Annotated in this window: 13 protein-coding genes; 4 read left to right on the forward strand and 9 right to left on the reverse strand. The window is 48.7% G+C overall.

Annotated features, from left to right (window positions below; genetic code table 11):
- The first annotated feature begins 397 nt into the window (after positions 1–397).
- Positions 398–2146: an alpha-glycosidase gene (locus WDY75_RS18815; protein WP_036638078.1), complete on the forward strand. Its 1749-nt coding sequence runs from the start codon at positions 398–400 to the stop codon at positions 2144–2146.
- 140 nt (positions 2147–2286) lie between these two features.
- Here WDY75_RS18815 and glgA read toward each other — a convergent pair whose 3' ends face one another.
- On the reverse strand, positions 2287–3720 hold the full coding sequence (glgA, locus tag WDY75_RS18820) for a glycogen synthase GlgA (protein ID WP_063479271.1): 1434 nt from the start codon (positions 3718–3720) through the stop codon (positions 2287–2289).
- The gene (gene glgB / locus WDY75_RS18825; protein WP_063479270.1) at positions 3717–5696 is read right to left on the reverse strand and encodes a 1,4-alpha-glucan branching protein GlgB; all 1980 of its coding nucleotides are present in this window, start codon (positions 5694–5696) and stop codon (positions 3717–3719) included. The genes glgA and glgB overlap by 4 nt, the downstream gene beginning before the upstream one ends.
- A 223-nt stretch (positions 5697–5919) precedes the next feature.
- Here glgB and WDY75_RS18830 point away from each other — a divergent pair, with 223 nt between their 5' ends.
- Complete coding sequence (locus WDY75_RS18830) at positions 5920–7134, forward strand: glucose-1-phosphate adenylyltransferase (RefSeq protein WP_063479269.1); 1215 nt, start codon at positions 5920–5922, stop codon at positions 7132–7134.
- Between the two features lie 168 nt (positions 7135–7302).
- On the opposite strand, the gene WDY75_RS18835 is transcribed toward WDY75_RS18830, so the two are convergent.
- The 6 genes from WDY75_RS18835 to WDY75_RS18860 form a co-directional block, all read right to left on the reverse strand.
- Entirely contained in the window at positions 7303–7833 is a 531-nt protein-coding gene (locus WDY75_RS18835; RefSeq protein WP_006209719.1) for a GNAT family N-acetyltransferase, read from the reverse strand.
- Positions 7834–7883: 50 nt separating this feature from the next.
- Complete coding sequence (locus WDY75_RS18840; protein ID WP_006209718.1) at positions 7884–9338, reverse strand: sensor histidine kinase; 1455 nt, start codon at positions 9336–9338, stop codon at positions 7884–7886.
- Complete coding sequence (locus WDY75_RS18845) at positions 9335–10033, reverse strand: response regulator transcription factor (RefSeq protein WP_036638069.1); 699 nt, start codon at positions 10031–10033, stop codon at positions 9335–9337. Before WDY75_RS18845 ends, WDY75_RS18840 begins: the two co-directional genes overlap by 4 nt.
- Positions 10034–10036: 3 nt before the next feature.
- Positions 10037–11281, reverse strand: coding sequence for a VCBS repeat-containing protein (locus WDY75_RS18850; RefSeq protein WP_006209716.1), 1245 nt, complete (start codon positions 11279–11281; stop codon positions 10037–10039).
- 142 nt (positions 11282–11423) lie between these two features.
- Positions 11424–12143 carry a phosphonate ABC transporter ATP-binding protein gene (locus WDY75_RS18855; RefSeq protein ID WP_036638066.1) on the reverse strand — a complete coding sequence of 240 codons (720 nt, stop codon included), beginning with the start codon at positions 12141–12143 and terminating at the stop codon, positions 11424–11426.
- Positions 12144–12226: 83 nt separating this feature from the next.
- Positions 12227–13408, reverse strand: a complete 1182-nt coding sequence (locus WDY75_RS18860) for an MFS transporter (RefSeq protein WP_063479268.1) — start codon at positions 13406–13408, stop codon at positions 12227–12229.
- A gap of 130 nt (positions 13409–13538) precedes the next feature.
- On the opposite strand from WDY75_RS18860, the gene WDY75_RS18865 reads away from it, so the two are divergent.
- The gene (locus tag WDY75_RS18865) at positions 13539–14456 is read left to right on the forward strand and encodes an ArsR/SmtB family transcription factor (protein ID WP_063479267.1); all 918 of its coding nucleotides are present in this window, start codon (positions 13539–13541) and stop codon (positions 14454–14456) included.
- 16 nt (positions 14457–14472) lie between these two features.
- The gene (locus tag WDY75_RS18870; RefSeq protein ID WP_006209709.1) at positions 14473–15210 is read left to right on the forward strand and encodes an HAD family hydrolase; all 738 of its coding nucleotides are present in this window, start codon (positions 14473–14475) and stop codon (positions 15208–15210) included.
- A gap of 75 nt (positions 15211–15285) precedes the next feature.
- Here the strand turns inward: WDY75_RS18870 and WDY75_RS18875 are convergent, their stop codons facing one another.
- The gene (locus WDY75_RS18875) at positions 15286–17571 is read right to left on the reverse strand and encodes a type IA DNA topoisomerase (protein WP_063479266.1); all 2286 of its coding nucleotides are present in this window, start codon (positions 17569–17571) and stop codon (positions 15286–15288) included.
- Positions 17572–17592 lie beyond the last annotated feature (21 nt).

Here is a 17592-nt window from a genome sequence, read left to right on the forward strand (position 1 = left end):
ACAACGGTTAATTAATCATTCACAAGAGCCGCTTATGTATCCTCGTATTCGTTGTATGTGTGAATAACTTTAATTATATGAAAGGTCCACTCATGAAATGTGATGAACTTCCATAACTACCCAGAGAACATCCATGTGCATACCCTCTGATCCATATTTTATTTCGCTGCACCTATATATAGAAATAGGTCTTCGGATTCACTCGTTATGCAACTGGCACTCAAATGAATATTGCATAATCCAACCGTTCACATCCCATCTTATAATACGTATAGATTCTATGCCCGATTATCATCTCCTGCCGTCAACTCTCTGTCTGTCTCTGCTTCCATGATTCATGCAAGCTTGCGGCTGGTTATTAATTAGCTATAGCTATACTCATATAGGAGGTGTAACCATGCTGTTAGAAGCACTGTATCATGTTCCAAGAGATAAATGGGCTTATGCATATGATACCTATACCATTCATCTCAGGATTCGAACCAAGAAGAATGACATTGATTCCGTTGTTGCTATGACCGGCGACAAATATGACTGGGACCGTACGTACTTCGAGATCACCATGGAAAAGGCTGCCTCTGATGAGATGTTTGATTACTGGGAGTGCGGAGTCAGGCCAAAATACAAAAGATTATCTTACGGATTCCGGATCCATGCCGGAGATGAGACGGTTTATATGGTGGATAGCGGGATCGGATGGGATTACCCTTACCCGCCTGCGGGTTACTTCGAATTTCCGTACATACATGAGGTTGATGTGTTCAAAGTCCCGGAATGGGCTAAAGAAGCTGTGTTTTATCAAATTATGACAGAGCGCTTTGCCAACGGGAACCCGGCCATCAACCCTGTCGGAACAGAAGTATGGGGCGGCAAGCCGGAAGTGGATAATTTCTTCGGCGGCGACCTGCAAGGTGTGCTGGATCATCTGGATGATCTGGTTGAGCTGGGCATTAATGCGATTTATTTTACCCCCCTCTTCCTCTCCCCCTCCAATCATAAATACGACACGGTCGATTATAAACAGGTGGATCCGCAATTCGGCGATAATGAACTGCTGAAGAAGGTTGTGGATACTTGCCACAGCAAAGGAATTCGAGTCATTCTTGATGCGGTATTCAATCATTGCAGTGAAGAGTTCCCGCCTTTTCAGGATGTGCTGAAGCATGGCAAGGACTCTCCATATGCCGAATGGTTTCATGTCAATCAATTTCCCTGCGAGGTAAAAGATGGCATCCCGACCTATGATACCTTCGGCTTCTATGGAAATATGCCTAAATTCAATACCGCCCATCCAGAGGTTAAGGAATACTTGCTGGGCGTAGCCGAATACTGGATCAAGGAGATCAAGCTGGACGGTTGGCGCCTTGATGTCGCCAACGAAATTGACCATCATTTCTGGAGAGACTTCAGACAAGTCGTCAAGAAGGCCAATCCTGAAGCTTATATCGTGGGAGAGGTATGGTCAGACTCCTTAATCTGGCTGGCCGGTGACCAGTTCGATTCGGTGATGAATTATCCTTTTGCTGATAAAGTGCTCGAATTCTTCAATGGCAATATGGATGGGCTCACTTTTGCTAACCGTATCGGATCCATTCTGATGCGTTACCCCCAGCAGACCAATGAAGTGGTCTTCAATCTGCTGTGCAGCCATGATACTCCTAGGCTGCTCACGCGCGTGGGAGGAGATACCCGGCGCATGAAACTCACCGTTGTATTCCTGTTCACTTTCATGGGAACTCCCTGTATTTTTTATGGCGATGAAGTCGGATTAACCGGAGATGGAGATCCCGATTGCCGCAAATGCATGGAATGGAATCCCGAAAAACAAAACCTTGAGCTGTATGAATTTTATCGCAGCATGATTGCACTACGAAAAAAGCACAAGGCTCTCAGGCAGGGTCGTTTTCGCTTCCTCCAAGCCAATCTTCATGACCCATGCATCGTATACGAACGTGCAGATGATCAATTGCATTTTATCGTCTGGATGAACAACAGTGACTCCTATCGTACCTTGTCCCACCCCATCGTCACTACCGATTGGTTTGATGCGCAAACCGAAGAATCCGTAAAGCCGGTAAACGGAATCATGCATGTTGACTTGGAGCCTTACGGGTACCGTATACTGTGCCGTCGCCTCAAACCATAATCTGTTGTTGTAAATGGCGATCAACCTCGCTGAGCTGTAGAAAGTGCCACCTCACAAAACGTATACCCAGTTGTCACAAAGGGGTACCTGGATAGCGGAAATCTCAAGCTATCCAGGTACCCCTTTATCAATGCCTTGTCCTATCGGCTGGAAATTTGATGGTATATCTCTTGATACTCCTTCGCCGATACGCTCCAGCTGTAATCCCCGCTTAATGCGTTCTTGCTCACTTTGCGCCAGTGTTCCGGCATGCGGTATATCGATGTCGCCCTGCGAATCGTGTTCATCATGTCATGCGCATTGTAATCCTTGAAAGAGAACCCGTTTCCTTCACCGGTGTATTCGTTATAGGCATGCACAGTATCATTCAAGCCACCCGTTTCACGCACGATCGGCACGCTGCCGTAACGCATGGCAATCAGTTGGCTGATCCCGCATGGTTCAAATTTCGATGGCATCAGAAACAGGTCGCTGCCTGCGTAGAATCGCCGGGATAATGGTTCATTGAACCTGATTTGGGCTGACATTTTGTTCGAATATCGATTCGCCGCTTCCCGGAACCAATGCTCATAGGAAGGATCTCCCGTTCCCAGGACAACAAATTGAATCTCATCGTAATACAGCAGCTCATCCAGAATGCGGATTACGAGATCGAGTCCCTTGGAATCAACCAGACGGGTTACCATCGACATTAACGGGATGTGTGGTGCCACCGGCAGATTCAATTCTTCCTGCAGTGCTATTTTGTTCTGTGTTTTCTTGTTCAGTCCACTCCGGTACTTCACGGCCAGATGCGGATCGGTAGCCGGATTGTAGCTCTTGGTATCAATCCCGTTTACAATGCCGCTCAGCCTTGAACCTTGTGCTGACAAGAGCCCGTCGAGTCCATATCCATAATAACCGGTTTGAATCTCGGAAGCATAAGTCGGACTCACCGTCGTGACATGATCTGCGTAGACAATGCCAGCTTTCATGAAATTCACGTTGCCGTAATACTCTACGCCATCCGCCTTGAAATAACGGCTGTGGATTCCCAGCAGATCAACCAATACCTCATACGGGTAAACGCCCTGATACAGGAGATTATGGATCGTGAATACCGTTCGAATCCCTGCGTAGAAAGGATTATGACGATAGACATCCTCAAGGAGCAGTGGAACCATCGCGGTATGCCAATCGTGGCAATGAAGCACGTCCGGCTGGAAATCGATGATCGGCAGTATCTCGAGCACCGCACGGTTAAAGAAGGAGAAACGCTCGCCATCATCCATATAACCATAAATACCGTCACGGCCAAAATAATACTCGTTATCAACAAAATAAATCGTTACACCGTCCTCAACCAAGGACTCGATACCGCAATATTGCTCACGCCAGCCTACCCGGACCCGAGTTTCTCCAACAAACAGCATGCGTTCCCGATACTCCGCAGGGATGCCGCGATATTTCGGCAGCACAACCCGAATATCCTCGCCCATGCCACGAAGTGATTTGGGTAATGCAGCGATGACGTCCGCCAATCCGCCTGTCTTGATGTATGGTCCACATTCTGATGCCGCAAATAACAATTTCAATCCTGCTTCCCCCTTTGGCTCCGTTTGGTTTTGCGAACAGTCTTCTCTTTTGCTGCTGCCGCCTTCAGCTGTTCTTGCTCCGAATCTTTCGTTTTCCTCGAACGCGGCGGTTTTTTCTTTAAAACGACCATGCTTAATGGAGGCAGCTTGATCTCCAAGCTATGGTTTTGCTCGTGCCAGGCTTGCTTCTCCGCTTTCATATCGCCGTCGTTCAGCAGTCCGGCGCCTCCGTAATCGGTATGATCTGAATTCAGTATTTCCACGTACTGCCCGGCTCTTGGCAAACCGATCCGATATTTGTCATATGCTCGGGGCTGAAAGTTAATGACGATGATCAGCGTATCTCCGTGCTTGGTCCCTTTCCTCATGTACGCTATAACACTCTGGTTGTTATCATTGGCACAAAGCCACTGGAAGCCATCCATGACGTGATCCTGTTCCCACAGCGCCCTTTCGTCCACATACATAGCGTTTAGCGCTGCCGTAAAAGCCTGCTGTTGGCGGTGGCTTTCATAATCCAGCAGCAGCCAATCGAGCTGCTCCTCATCCTTCCATTCGATGAACTGACCGAATTCCCCGCCCATGAACAGCAATTTCTTGCCAGGCTGCGTCATCTGATAACCAAGTAAAATGCGTAATCCGGCAAACTTCTGTTCATAACTGCCAGGCATTTTATTGAGCAGCGATTTTTTGCCATGGACAACCTCGTCGTGAGAAAGAGGCAATGTAAAATTTTCCGAATAGGCATAACAAATGGGAAATGTTAGTAAATTATGTTGGGTAGGCCGCAACACATACTCCTGCTCCACGTAGGACAGTGTGTCATTCATCCAGCCCATATTCCATTTGTAATTGAACCCCAGTCCGCCTTCGTGCACAGGGGCGGTTACCCCTGGCCATGCGCTGGATTCCTCTGCCATCATCAAGGCATGGGGATAATAGCTAAACACCGCTTTATTCAATTTCTGCAGAAAGGATATCGCTTCAAGATTTTCCAAGCCCCCCCGTTCATTAGGGCTGAACTGACCCTCGGACTTCTCAAAATCAAGGCGGATCATGCTTGTAACCGCATCAACACGAAGTCCATCAATATGATACATATCCATCCAAAATAAAGCATTGGAGATGAGGAATGAAATCACCTCAGGCTTGGCATAATCGAAAGACAGCGTTCCCCAGCCCGGTTTCTCCGCTTTTTGCGCATCGCCGTATTCATATAGCGGTGACCCGTCAAACTGGCGAAGTCCGTGGGCATCCTTGGCAAAATGCGCGGGCACCCAGTCCAGCAGCACGCCGATACCGGCTTGATGCAGCTGGTCTACCAGGTACATGAAATCATGGGGACTGCCGTATCTGCTAGTCAGAGCATAAAACCCGGTTCCCTGATACCCCCATGAGAGGTCGTAGGGATGTTCGGCCAGCGGCATAAATTCCACGTGGGTATAACGCATATCCAGCAAATAAGGAATAAGCAGATCCGCCATTTCACGGTATGTAAAGAAGGAGCCGTCCTCTTTTTGCCGCCAGGTTCCAAAATGCATTTCATATATGTTCATCGGCTTGCTGTAAGGTGATGTATTCTTCTTTTTCCACAGGGCATCGTTCCACTGATATCCAGACAGATCCGTAACTACCGATGCAGTAGCAGGCCGTAGCTCCGCATGAAACGCATAGGGATCCGCCTTTAGGAACGTTTCACCGAATGATCCAGTAATCTGGTATTTGTAAAAAGTTCCAGTCTGCATACCGGGGAAAAACCGACTCCAAATTCCTGAATCGGGTATCCTATATAACGTGTCATGGGTGCCATCCCAGCCGTTCCACGCTCCCGCAAGACCAACCTGCCTTGCGTGGGGAGCCCATACCGTAAAACGCACGCCCTCTTGCCCATCTTCTACGGCAACGTGTGCGCCCATACATTGATAACTGTGAAACCAAGTTCCTTCATGAAATAAATACACTTGTTCCGGAGTCATGTTTCCTTCCCTAACTGCTTGATTCAATTGTCGTCACCTGCTTTTTCTTAAAAATCCATTATTATTAATGTTATTACCCCATTCTTACCATGTTGAAAATAAAAAATGTAACCCATCAATAAATTTGTAATTTTCAAAATACTTTTTCAATATAATCGTTTCAAACCCCGGGAATGTCGTTTATGTAATGTACAACGTGAAAATACATTGGGAGGGAAACGTGATGAAGAGAAAAGACTGTATTGCTATGCTTCTGGCCGGAGGAGAGGGTAAAAGATTAGCCCCCCTTACGTCCAAGCTGGCAAAACCCGCTGTTCCATTCGGCGGACACTACCGTATAATCGATTTTCCTCTCAGCAATTGTGTGAACTCTGGAATCGATACCGTTGGAGTACTTACACAATACGAGGCAGAATCATTACACGAACATATCGGCGAAGGTGAACCCTGGGGACTAACACATACAGAACACGAAGGTATTGCGCTGCTTCCGTCAAACAACATAGATCAAGAAGGCTACTTAGGAACAGCAGATGCCATTTATAAAAACATTCCTTACATCGATGAACAAAATCCGGAGCATGTGCTCATACTGTCTGGTGACCACATTTATCAGATGGATTATCGGGAAATGCTCGATGCTCATATGAAACAAGGTGCACCTGCGACAATTTCTGTTATGGAAGTTCCTTGGGAAGACGCCAGCCGTTTTGGTGTTATGAGTGTTGACGATAACCTGAATATCATTGAATTTGCTGAAAAACCGGCAAAACCGGAAAGCAATCTTGCATCCATGGGCATTTATTTGTTCCGATGGGATTACCTGAAGCAGCATCTAATGGAGGACGCAGCCGACTCGAACTCTAGCCATGACTTCGGGAAGGATGTGATCCCTAAAATGCTGTCCGGAGAGGAGCCATTGCTGGCGTTCCGTTTCCAAGGCTACTGGCGTGACGTAGGCACCGTAGAGAGCTTATGGGAGGCACATATGGATGTGCTCAGCCAAAATGAGCTTGTGCTTGAGAGAGCCGATTGGCCGATGTACACTCGTGCTTGGAAAACCAAACTTACTGCAGCTCGTACCCGTAATGCGGAGCATACGGATTGCCTCATTCACGACCAATGCACCTTTGAAGGAAAAGCCAAGAGCTCTGTTGTATTCTGCGGTGCAGAGATCGGTAAATATTCCATCGTGAAGGACAGCGTGGTGATGCCCAATGCCAAGATTGGCAAAGGAGTCCATGTTGAGCATGCCATCATCGGCGAAGGAGCCATCATCAAGGATGGAGCCGTTGTAAAAGGCGCTCCCGGCAACGTGGTTGTGGTGGGACCGTATGAGACGGTGCTACCGAAACCAACCGTACGTACCCAGCCGTCCCGTCTACTTCAGGATGTGTATGAAAAAGGTCGTATGCGTGCCAACGTTTCTTCATCCTAGCCTTCCCTCATTCCATGGAAATGGGGTCAGCAGTGATAATCTCCCCCTTCCTCCTTTATAAAAAAAGCGATCCCGTAAGACGGATCGCTTTTTCTCATGTATGTTGCCCTGCTGACTTTTTCTTAAGCGCGTGCGACTTACAGATTTTATATAGTTAGTTGGTTGAGATTAACCAAAAGTCTTCTCATATAAATTCACGAACCGACCGCCCATATCCTGCTCGGCCACGAATTGAAATCCCTGACGCTGATAAAATTGATTCAGTGTAGGCAGATGCGAAACGCAATCCAGCCGAAAGCCCCGTCTGCCCTTTGATAACAAATACGCCTCCGCAAACGAGATCATCTTCGCTCCGAGCTCAAGTCCCCGGTAGGAGGAGCGTACGGTTAGCCGATGCAGATACCCGAAACCCGGATCGTCCCGATCACCCCAATACGCAGCATCTCCGTACTGAAGGGTGAACATGCCAGCGGCTTCCCCTTCATGCCACAGAATAAACACCTCTCGCTCTGCCAAGTACTGCTGCATCAATTCCAGGGAAAATAGCGACGGGCTCCACTGCCTCCGTCCTTCCTGCTCCATCACTTCGGCTGCCTCCTTGAGCAGAAGCAGCATCTCCCCTGCATTTTCTTCCTCTGCGAGTCCCAGCTCAAAGCGACCCCGCCCGGTTGAAAACGTTGCTAACGCCTTATATCCCACTCTCCTGCACGCTCCCTTCTAAAAAAGCTTTGCCGGTCACCCGGCAAAGCTTAAGCGCTCGGTCCGGCCAGATCGTCCTCGCCGTTCTCCAAACCACCAGCCATGGGAATTTTCCCTTCCGGCAGCGGAAGTTTGACGATCACGGAGGTTCCTTGTCCAAGCTCACTCTCCATCTCCATCGCTCCCCCATGAAGCTCTATGAGCTGCTGGGTAATAGCGAGTCCAAGTCCTGTTCCGCCATTCAATGGGTTTACCTGGAAGAATCGGTCTTTGACCCGTCTAAGATGCTCATCCGATATGCCAATACCATGATCCTTGACGGTGACAATCACGAATTTTTCCTCTATGGTGAAGGATAAATTGATCGCACCGTTCTCATGCGAGAACTTGACCGCATTGTCCACGATATTGAGAAACACCTGTTTTAAGCGGTTGGCATCCCCGTAGATGATCGGTTTTTCGTCGGACACCAATTTGATCTGGATGCCCTTCTTCTCGGCTTTGGTCCACAGATTGAGCATGATCTCCTGCAGAAGCTCGCGTAAGTTCACGATCCCCTTCACAAGTTTCATTTCATTTTGCTGCAGCTTCGAGAAGTCGAGCAACTCCTCTACGAGGCCAATCAACCGATCGGTTTCCTTGGTGATAATCTGCATTCCGATTTTTGTTTCTTCAGGATCGTAACCGCCGGAGTCAAGCGTTTCGCTCCAGCCCTTGATGCTGGTGAGCGGTGTGCGCAGCTCATGCGATATCGATGAGATAAAATCATCCTTTACCTGATTGCTTCGCACAATCTCCTGAGCCATATAGTTCAAGGTGGAGGATAACTCGCCAAGCTCATATTTATAATCGCCCTTGATCCGCACGTTAAACTTGCCCTTGGCCATCTGGGCGGATACCGTTGTGATATTGTTGAGCGGCTTCACAATGGAGTTAGCCAGCCCAATGCTGAATGCCAGGACAATGGCAAGCACGGCGGCTCCGATGCTGATCGCAAACAGCGTCATTTTCATCAGTTTATCGTTAATGTACTCAAGCGATGTCACGTAACGAAGCACATAGGTGTTCTCAAAACCGTTCGAAACCGTTTGGGATACGGCCATGACGATCTGACCGGTACCCTGCTGCTTGCCGATCCAGCGGCTCGTATTGCCGGCAAGCGCTTGAGTGACATCACTGGTTTTGATCGTCTGCTCCAAATCGAAACCGGTCGAGGTGGTGAGGACTTGCCCCGCAGGATTCAATATTTGAAGCTCCGTATTATACAATTCAAAATGACGGAGCATCTCGCTCAACTGATTAACATTATCCGCCGAGGTCAATCGAAAGGGCTGATAAAATTCGTTGGCGGTGTGAATATGGTTTGTCATATGGTTGTATACCGTATCGTAATAATACGTTCGTACAGCGATAAGAAAGATAACCTCAATCAGCAGCAACGCAATGAACACTACGAGAAAGTAGTGAAGCACGATTTGCCGCCGAATGCCTTTTTTGATGATCATTGTCCCTGACCCTTCCATTTATAACCATGACCCCATACCGTCTGGAGGTATTCCGGCTCGGAAGGATTGCCTTCGATTTTTTGGCGCAGTCTCCGAATGTTCACGTCCACGATTTTGGGATCACCCATATATTCTTTGCCCCATACATGATCCAGCAGTACATCACGGCTAAGCGGCGTGTTTTCTTTCTCCAGGAAGAACTGCACCAGCGAGAATTCGGTCGGCGTCAGCTCCACTGGCTGCCCGTTCTTCTTAAACTGCTTGGAGATCAGATCCAGCGTGAATGGACCTGATTGAAAGGATACCTTAGCGGTTCCCGCACGCTGAACATTCACCCGTCGGAGGAGAGATTGCAGTCGCGCAATTAACTCTGTCGGACTAAACGGTTTGCTGACATGATCATCGGCTCCGACTGAAAGAGCATATACCTTATCCTGCTCCTGGACTTTCGCTGTCAGGAAAATAATGCCGATTCGCTCGTTCGTTTCCCGAATTCTACGGCACACTTCAAAACCGTCAATTCCCGGAACCATCACATCGAGCAAGGCGATATCGATATCTGGCGTCGTTTGCAGCATACGAAGGGCTTCATTGCCGTCTCCTGTCTCCAGAACGTCAAAGCCGTTTCGTTTGAGATTGATTACAATAAAACTGCGGATTGATTCTTCATCTTCTAATATAAGCACTTTACTCAAGGTCTAGTTCCCCTTTCTTTCGATAGGAGCCACATTATTGCTGCTTGGCTTTTTATCTTTTTTACTCAGCTTCAAATCTCCGTGACTCCGGTAAGCGATCACGCGGTTCTTCTCTTTCACCAAAATCTCCCAATCAGATTCTGCTTTGCCCCACTGGGCCATCGTGAAGAATTTAATCTCAGCGACCGATTCGCCCGTGTCCGTCAAGACAAAATTCAAATAAGCATTTTTGTTGGATTCCGGTGTGATGGTAATCTTCTGATACATGTCCGGCGGAAAGTCCAGATAAAAGCGATTATCCATGTCATAGTATCTTTGAAGTACAAATTGCAGGCCTTCCCGTTCGCCGCTCTCGCGAATTTCCCCGTCCCACTGGAAGTAGGTGGTAAAGAACGGGATCTCATCCACGATAAGCCGATCCTCCCAGCCGCTTGGTCTCGTAAGAACACCAAACTCCAAAATCCCGTCATCATTCACGTCTTCGCTCTCTACAGGCAGTTCCTTGTAGGTAAGCAGTTCGTCCTGAAGCACGTCAATAAACTTGCTATCTTCCATAATGATGATTTTGGAATACGAGGAGTTGGATACAACGGAAGCGTCCAGGATGATACCTTCTTTGTTTTTGGCCACTTTACCTGCGACAACATTGTAATAACTTTCAATATTTGGCCCAAGATCCAGCTTGTTAAGCTCTACAAAGGCATCTTCAAACTTATCATACTGATAGGTGCTGATATACGATAACTCCTTCTGCTGGAGATAGACAACCGTGATATCCTTGACCTTGTCACCATTCATATCACCAATATTAAAGTGCGTGTACGGCAAGGCAGGCACTTTTTCCAGCGAATCCCCGGAGAATGAATACACGGTCAGCAAGTTTTGGAGATTCTCTTCGCCGCGGGAGAAACCAGCTACGATATCAACCTTGCCGTCATTCGTGAAATCAACGAAATCAAACGATTCCAGAACCGTCCCTTCCCCGTCAAAATCTAGCTTCTTCACCCATGTATCACCCTGCTGCTGCATGATCATGCCATGGATCTTAACTTCTTCATCCGGCGTCTGATAGAAGACAACCGCTTCCAGAATGCCATCATTGTCCAGGTCATGGATTCGGATCGAACTGCTGTCCACGTCACTTCGCGGCCGGATAATGGCTCCGTTGTCCAGCTTAAGCTTCTGAAGTGCAGACTGGATGGCACCATTCAGTGTCGCTTTATCCGTCGGCAAATCCGGTTTCTTCATTAAGGAGACTGGGTCCTGAATGAACGTGCAGCCGCTTATGATCAATAGTAACAAGCCCGATAAGAGGGCTTGCATCACTCTATATTTCAATAAGTATCAACTCATTTCTATACATTCACCCAGATATAAGGGCAAACGATAATTACAGTCTTGACTTCTCACCATGCGTTAAACGTCTCCCGGTTACATCCACTGCAAGCTGCCCGCCCGCAAGACCCATGATGCGGGTGCAATATTTCTCGGCAAGCTCCAGGGGGATAACGGTAAATACCGTTAAACGTTCTTCTTCACACAATGTTTTAAGGGTCTTCAACACGTGTTCGGCCGAGGCCGGATCGAGCCCCGTCACCGGTTCGTCGGCCAATATAACCTTGGCCCCGTGGACCAGTGCCCGTGCAATGGCAATTCGCTGCTTCTCGCCGCCGCTGAGCTCGCCTGCCTTGCGCTTAGCCTTGTCCAATAAACCAAGATGCTCGATTGTATCCATGGCCCCCATATAATCATCAGATCGAACCATCCCCGTAACCATTCGCCACATCGGCGTTTGGCTGGATTGCCCGATCAATACGTTCTTAAGTGCGGTACGATTTACATTTAAGGCCGGGTTCTGCTCAAGATAAGCCCATTCCCGGCGAATCCTCCGTTTTCCAGCAGGATTCATCATATCTTCGCCATCGATGGTTAACTTGCCGCCATCCCATTTTTGCTGCATGGAGAGGCAGCTCATCATCAGACTTTTTCCGCTTCCGCTTGCACCGATCAGACCGATCATTTCCCCGTGTTCCATCTGAAAAGTAATATCCTTTAACACCGGTGTGCGTTCAGGGCCCATCGTTTTCTTCAGGCGATCCACTTTAATCATGTTATCGTCTCTCCCGTCAAGTGCATATTCCTACTCTCTAGTTTAGAAGAAAGCGAAAGCAATTGCCATGAGAACACACGTTTCTATTTCTGTGGAGATACAGATTTGACTTTAAACCATAAACCCGTACACGCAAACAAAATATACAAGCCTCCGAGCAGAACAAATATGCCTCCGTTCCATCCGGTTTCCATAATCGCCCCGCCGGCATTAGGGCCTGCTATGCTGCCCGCATTAAAGTGAAAGGAAGCCACAACGTTTGCTGCCGGCAGCAGCACTCGGGGAAGTATATCGGCAGCATAAGCCAGCCCAAGCGAGAAGAACGATCCGACCAATCCTCCCGCCAGAGTTAACAATACTAATATTGCCCAGAAATTCGTTCCTGCCACCGGTATGAGCAAGAAACAGCACCCGCCCACGATCCCGGCGATGGTCAGCACCCGTTTCCGTCCGAATTTGTCGCTCCATATTCCGAGCGGAAGCTGCAGCAGGAGTCCGCCGATCCCGACAAAAGGCAGCAGAGCCGAGATCTCGCCTAAAGTGAATCCGCTTCTTAATCCATATACAGGGAAGTTGCTGTTAATCCCCGCTTCCATGTACCCGTACAGAAAAGCAGGGATTAATGCAAACCAGGCCAAGCGGTAGCTTTTGAGATACCGGCCTCCAGGCTGCTGTTCCCCGTTTTCGCTTTTTTCCGGCTTCAGATTCGGGAGCTTAAAGAGCACAACCAACAGAATGAACAAGAACAGTACCGCCAGGATCAGAAACGGTACCGCTTCGCCATATTTTAATAGAGGAATGCCCAGCGGCCCAATACTAAATCCCAGTCCGTACGACATGCCGTAGAAGGATATGCTCCGCCCCCGGTTTTTGGCCGTTGACATCATGAGCACCCAGAGCTGTGCCGCATAATGAAGGGCACTGTCGCCAATGCCGACAAGCACCCGGAGCACAAACCAGACGGCCACACTCGGTATTAATAGAAATGCGACAAGCGACAGCATGACCAGAACGAGCCCGGACACAATCAGCTTTTTGAAGCCGACCCACCCGAGAACCCTCTCGGCCACCAGCGTCATCGCAAAGGATCCAACGTATAGTGCGGCTGCATTCAATCCGTTCATGGATGAGGAGATGCCCATCCGTTCCAAAAATATAGCCAGTACCGGCAGTAACAGTCCCTGGCTTAAGCCCGCCGCAACCACGACGGCAATTAATATAAAATAATGAGTTCTCCCTTGACGGGGGTTTACAACTTCTGCCACTGCAATATAGTCCTCCTCTAATGTGAAAAAACGATGAATTTAAACAGTCAGATGAACATTATAGTGGACAAGCCCAATCGATACAAGCCATAATAAGAACAATGCCATCAATTGGGAGGGTATCTGTGTAATGAAGTACAAAGTTAGTATTGATGTATCCATGGTGTACGAGCTGCTGGGCAGCTTCATGATATATGCAACAAGAAAATGGACCGATAACCTGGATATCGGAAAGCAGCTTATTACCGAGATGGACGAACGTTTGCCTCAGCAGGTGCGCGTCCAGTTCAGTGGAGCCCGTTTATGGCCGCTGGCCGATTATGACGTATTATATGCCCTGATCATGCTTAGGGGAGAACATGAGGAGATTCCGGATTTTCTTGAATGGATTGAATCATCCCCTGTGGGAGAACTCCATGGTCTGCTGCAGCCGCATTTGCCGTCCCTGTCACTGGATGAAATCTCTAGAATCCGAGCAGACTACACACCACTCATGAAACTCTGGTATGAGCATTATTTTTCCAATGTGGAACGGGATTTGTATCATTTGCTGGAGGAAGATGCCGAGGAAAAACGGATGCTTCTTCCCAAAATGGACGACGAGAACCTGATCGAATACGCCTCAAGCGGCGTTATCCTGGACGATGTGCGGCAGGAACATGTGGTCTTGTTCCCCGGAACTCATTTTCGCCCGATCAATACCTATTGCTTCTATGAAAATGTACTCCTGCTCCAATATCCGATCGATATCCCGGAGGAAGAGGAAGATGAACCCCCCGTTGTGCTCCTGCGCATGACAGAGGCGCTTGCGGATCCGGAACGTCTCCGTCTCCTGCGATATATTGCGGACGAGCCGAAGGCCGTATCCGAAATGGCAACTGAACTGGGGCAGCCTTATGAAGATCTGATGCATCATTTAATGATATTGAGGGCGGCAGGTTTGCTGCGCTCCCATCTGAAATCCGAAAATAACGAAAGATTCAGCCTGCGACCGGATGGAGCATCCGAACTGCAGATGTTCCTGGAGACCTACATTCGACTTTCATAGCAAGAAGGAGCGTACCATGAGCCAAACATCACAGCATATTATTTTCGACATGGATGACACCTTGATTCACTGCAACAAATATTTCGATCTGATCCTGGGTGATTATTTCGAGTGGATGACCGAATGGTTCCAGCAGTATGGTGTAACTACTCAGGATATCCGTACCAAACAGATGGAAATCGACGTAGCCGGCGTGGATAAGATGGGATTCGCAAGCGTTAACTTCCCCAAATCCCTGATCGCTACGTATCATTATTTTAGCAAGGTTCACGGAAGAGGAAGATCTCCAAAAGAAGAGGAGCTGCTCTTCAAATTAGGTCTAAGTGTGTATGATCAGGAAATTGAGGCTTATCCCGGCATGATTGAGACATTGGAGGAGCTTCGAGATGAAGGACATCAATTGTACCTGTACACCGGTGGAGAATCCAAAATTCAGACACGTAAAATCGAACAAATGAAACTAGCGGAGTATTTTAATGATCGTATCTATATCCGTCAGCATAAAAATATTACGGCCCTGGAAGAAATCCTGAGCCTGGGAACATTCGACCGCTCCGACACGTGGATGATCGGCAACTCGCTTCGCACGGATGTGGTGCCGGCTCTAACGGCTGGTATTAATAGCATTTATATCAAGCAGCAGCGAGAGTGGCAGTATAATCTGGTGGAGCTGAAACAAGAACCCCATAATGTGCTGTACACCGTTTCCGCCTTAACCGAGGTGCCTGAAGTCATTCAGGAGCATTTAAATTAAACCAAATAAAACCGAGCCGCTCAGGACAGCATCCTGAATTGGCCCGGTTTTTTGCTTTACTCTACATGACAACCCTTACTTCACGGACGCGCTTGTATCCTCTGCCTGTACGGATAGCTTTCCATTACCGTCGGCAGCCAGCACAATCCTGCCCTTATACGTGCTGCCATCATCATTTTTAAAAGATAATACCTGGGTTTTGCCTTGAAGCAGCAAGGATTTCAGCATCGCATGCGTAACATTCTTGCCCGCAAATTCCTTCCAGATCACATAACTGCAGCCGGTCTTGAAGTTCGCGCAGCCATAACCCTTGCGTCCTTCAATAATCTGCCCGTCACACCCGGGTCTAGGACAGCGCCCTAACGGTGATCGCACGGACGACGCATCGGTTGCTGTCTTAGATTTGGGAGCACTCTTCGGGGGACGCTCTTCGCGGGCGCGAGCCGCGGCATCCGCTTTCCCCGTGCTCCGCTTCCCTCTGCCCTTCGCCTTGTCCTCATCTCCACCGAATAAGGACGAAGGTGCAGGACGCTGCGAGGATACCTTGTTTATGATGGAAATGGTAAACTTCTGCACATTTTGCATGAACACGTCTGCCGAAGCCTCACCCTTGGATATTTGGTTTAGACGCCGCTCCCATTGGCCTGTCATCTCGGGTGAAGCCAGCAATTCTACACCTGCATGCCGGATCAGCTCAACCGCCGTTCTTCCTTTTTGGGTTACGGTGATTTTCTTGCCCTGCATCGTAATATATCCAACCTTTTTCAAACGCTCGATCGTTGCTGCCCGGGTTGCCGGCGTTCCAAGCCCGCTGTCCTTCATGGCATCCCGAAGTGCTTCATCCTCAATGGACTTTCCGGCGCTTTCCATCGCCTTCAGCAAAGTCCCTTCCGTGTAACTCTTCGGCGGCTGGGTCGCCTTTTCTTTCACTTCGGACTTTTTACAGTGAACGGGATGATCGGGAACCAGGTCGAATGAGCGATCGTTCCACTCCTGGGTCTCCTCTTCCTCGTCCTCTTTTCCCTTCTTAGAGGAAGGCTTGGCCTTCTTCTGCTCTTTATCCCGGGTTATCAGCACCTTCCAGCCGAGGGACAGCAGCTCCTTAATTCCGGTCTTAAACGTCTCTCCCTCAACCTCGGTAAGCACCGTATGCTGCTTGTACTTCGCCGGTGGGTAAAAATGCGACAGAAAACGGATGATGACCAGATCATAAATATGCTGCTCCTCCTTGCTCAGCGTGCCCGGACGCTTCAATGTCGGGAGGATGGCATGGTGATCCTCTACCCGCTGCGGATTGCATACGGCTTTGTTGTTGATATTAACGCGGCTCGGCTCGGCCCCTTCCGCCATGGAGGCATAGGGGGTCGATTTTAACATATGAAGCGCCTTGTGCATCCCTTCAATGTTCTGTTCATTGACATAGTTGGAGTTGGTACGCGGGTACGAGATCACCTTATGGCGCTCATATAGCGCTTGTGCAAGATCCAGCGTTTTTTTGGCAGAGTATCCGTACTTGGCATTGGCATCGCGCTGGAGAAGTGTCAAATCATACAATTTGAATGGATATTCCTTGGTTTCCTTCACTTCATATTTCGCAATGACACCGTTCTTACCGTTCACCTTGGCAGCGATCGTGTCCGCTTTCTCCTGGGAGGTCAACCGTTCTCCCTGCCATGTCCCGGTATAATCCAGCTTCTCTTGCTTAAACACCGCCAACACATCGTAAAAGGTTTGCGATTCGAAGGCTTCAATCTCCTTCTGCCGATCATAGATAAGAGCAAGAACCGGCGTCTGCACCCGCCCTACGGACAGTAATGTCTGATGACGCGTTGTAAAGGCGCGTGACGCATTCATGCCGATCAGCCAATCCGCTTCACTGCGTGCGCGTGCGGCTTGGGTCAAATACTCGAATTCCACCCCGTCCTTCAGCTCCGCAAAACCTTTGGCAATGCTTTCCGCCGTTAAATCCGATATCCATAATCTTTTTACGGGTTGTCTGAGCTTTAATTGCTGCTGGATCAAGGCGAAAATATACTGTCCTTCCCGTCCCGCATCACAAGCATTTACGATATGGCTGCAGCGCTTGGCTACCTCGCCAATGACCTTCAATTGGTCCTTGGTTTTCGGATTCGGGATGATTTTGAACTGCTCCGGAATGATCGGCAGATCCCGTAAATTCCAGCGTTTATACTTCGGATCATATGCATCCGGCTCAGCAAGCCCTACCAGATGTCCGATAGCCCAAGTTATGATATACTGCTCTCCTTCAAGATATGTACGGTTATTCTTCGCTCGCGGCTCGATTACCGCAGCAATGTTCCGTCCCATATCCGGCTTTTCGGCAATGACCAACGTTTTCAAATGACATTCTCCTCCCCGACC

The sequence above is a fragment of the Paenibacillus glucanolyticus genome, from assembly GCF_037333485.1.
In the GTDB taxonomy this organism is placed as follows: Bacteria; Bacillota; Bacilli; order Paenibacillales; family Paenibacillaceae; genus Paenibacillus_AQ; species Paenibacillus_AQ glucanolyticus.

Bases quoted from the DNA above. Each gene is read 5' to 3' on its own strand.
- WDY75_RS18850 (WP_006209716.1), bottom strand. From the start codon at position 11,281: ATGAAGAAACCGGATTTGCCGACGGATAAAGCGACACTGAATGGTGCC.
- WDY75_RS18855 (WP_036638066.1), bottom strand. From the start codon at position 12,143: ATGATTAAAGTGGATCGCCTGAAGAAAACGATGGGCCCTGAACGCACA.
- WDY75_RS18865 (WP_063479267.1), top strand. From the start codon at position 13,539: ATGAAGTACAAAGTTAGTATTGATGTATCCATGGTGTACGAGCTGCTG.
- WDY75_RS18830 (WP_063479269.1), top strand. From the start codon at position 5,920: ATGAAGAGAAAAGACTGTATTGCTATGCTTCTGGCCGGAGGAGAGGGT.
- WDY75_RS18840 (WP_006209718.1), bottom strand. From the start codon at position 9,338: ATGATCATCAAAAAAGGCATTCGGCGGCAAATCGTGCTTCACTACTTT.
- WDY75_RS18870 (WP_006209709.1), top strand. From the start codon at position 14,473: ATGAGCCAAACATCACAGCATATTATTTTCGACATGGATGACACCTTG.
- glgB (WP_063479270.1), bottom strand. From the start codon at position 5,696: ATGACTCCGGAACAAGTGTATTTATTTCATGAAGGAACTTGGTTTCAC.
- WDY75_RS18815 (WP_036638078.1), top strand. From the start codon at position 398: ATGCTGTTAGAAGCACTGTATCATGTTCCAAGAGATAAATGGGCTTAT.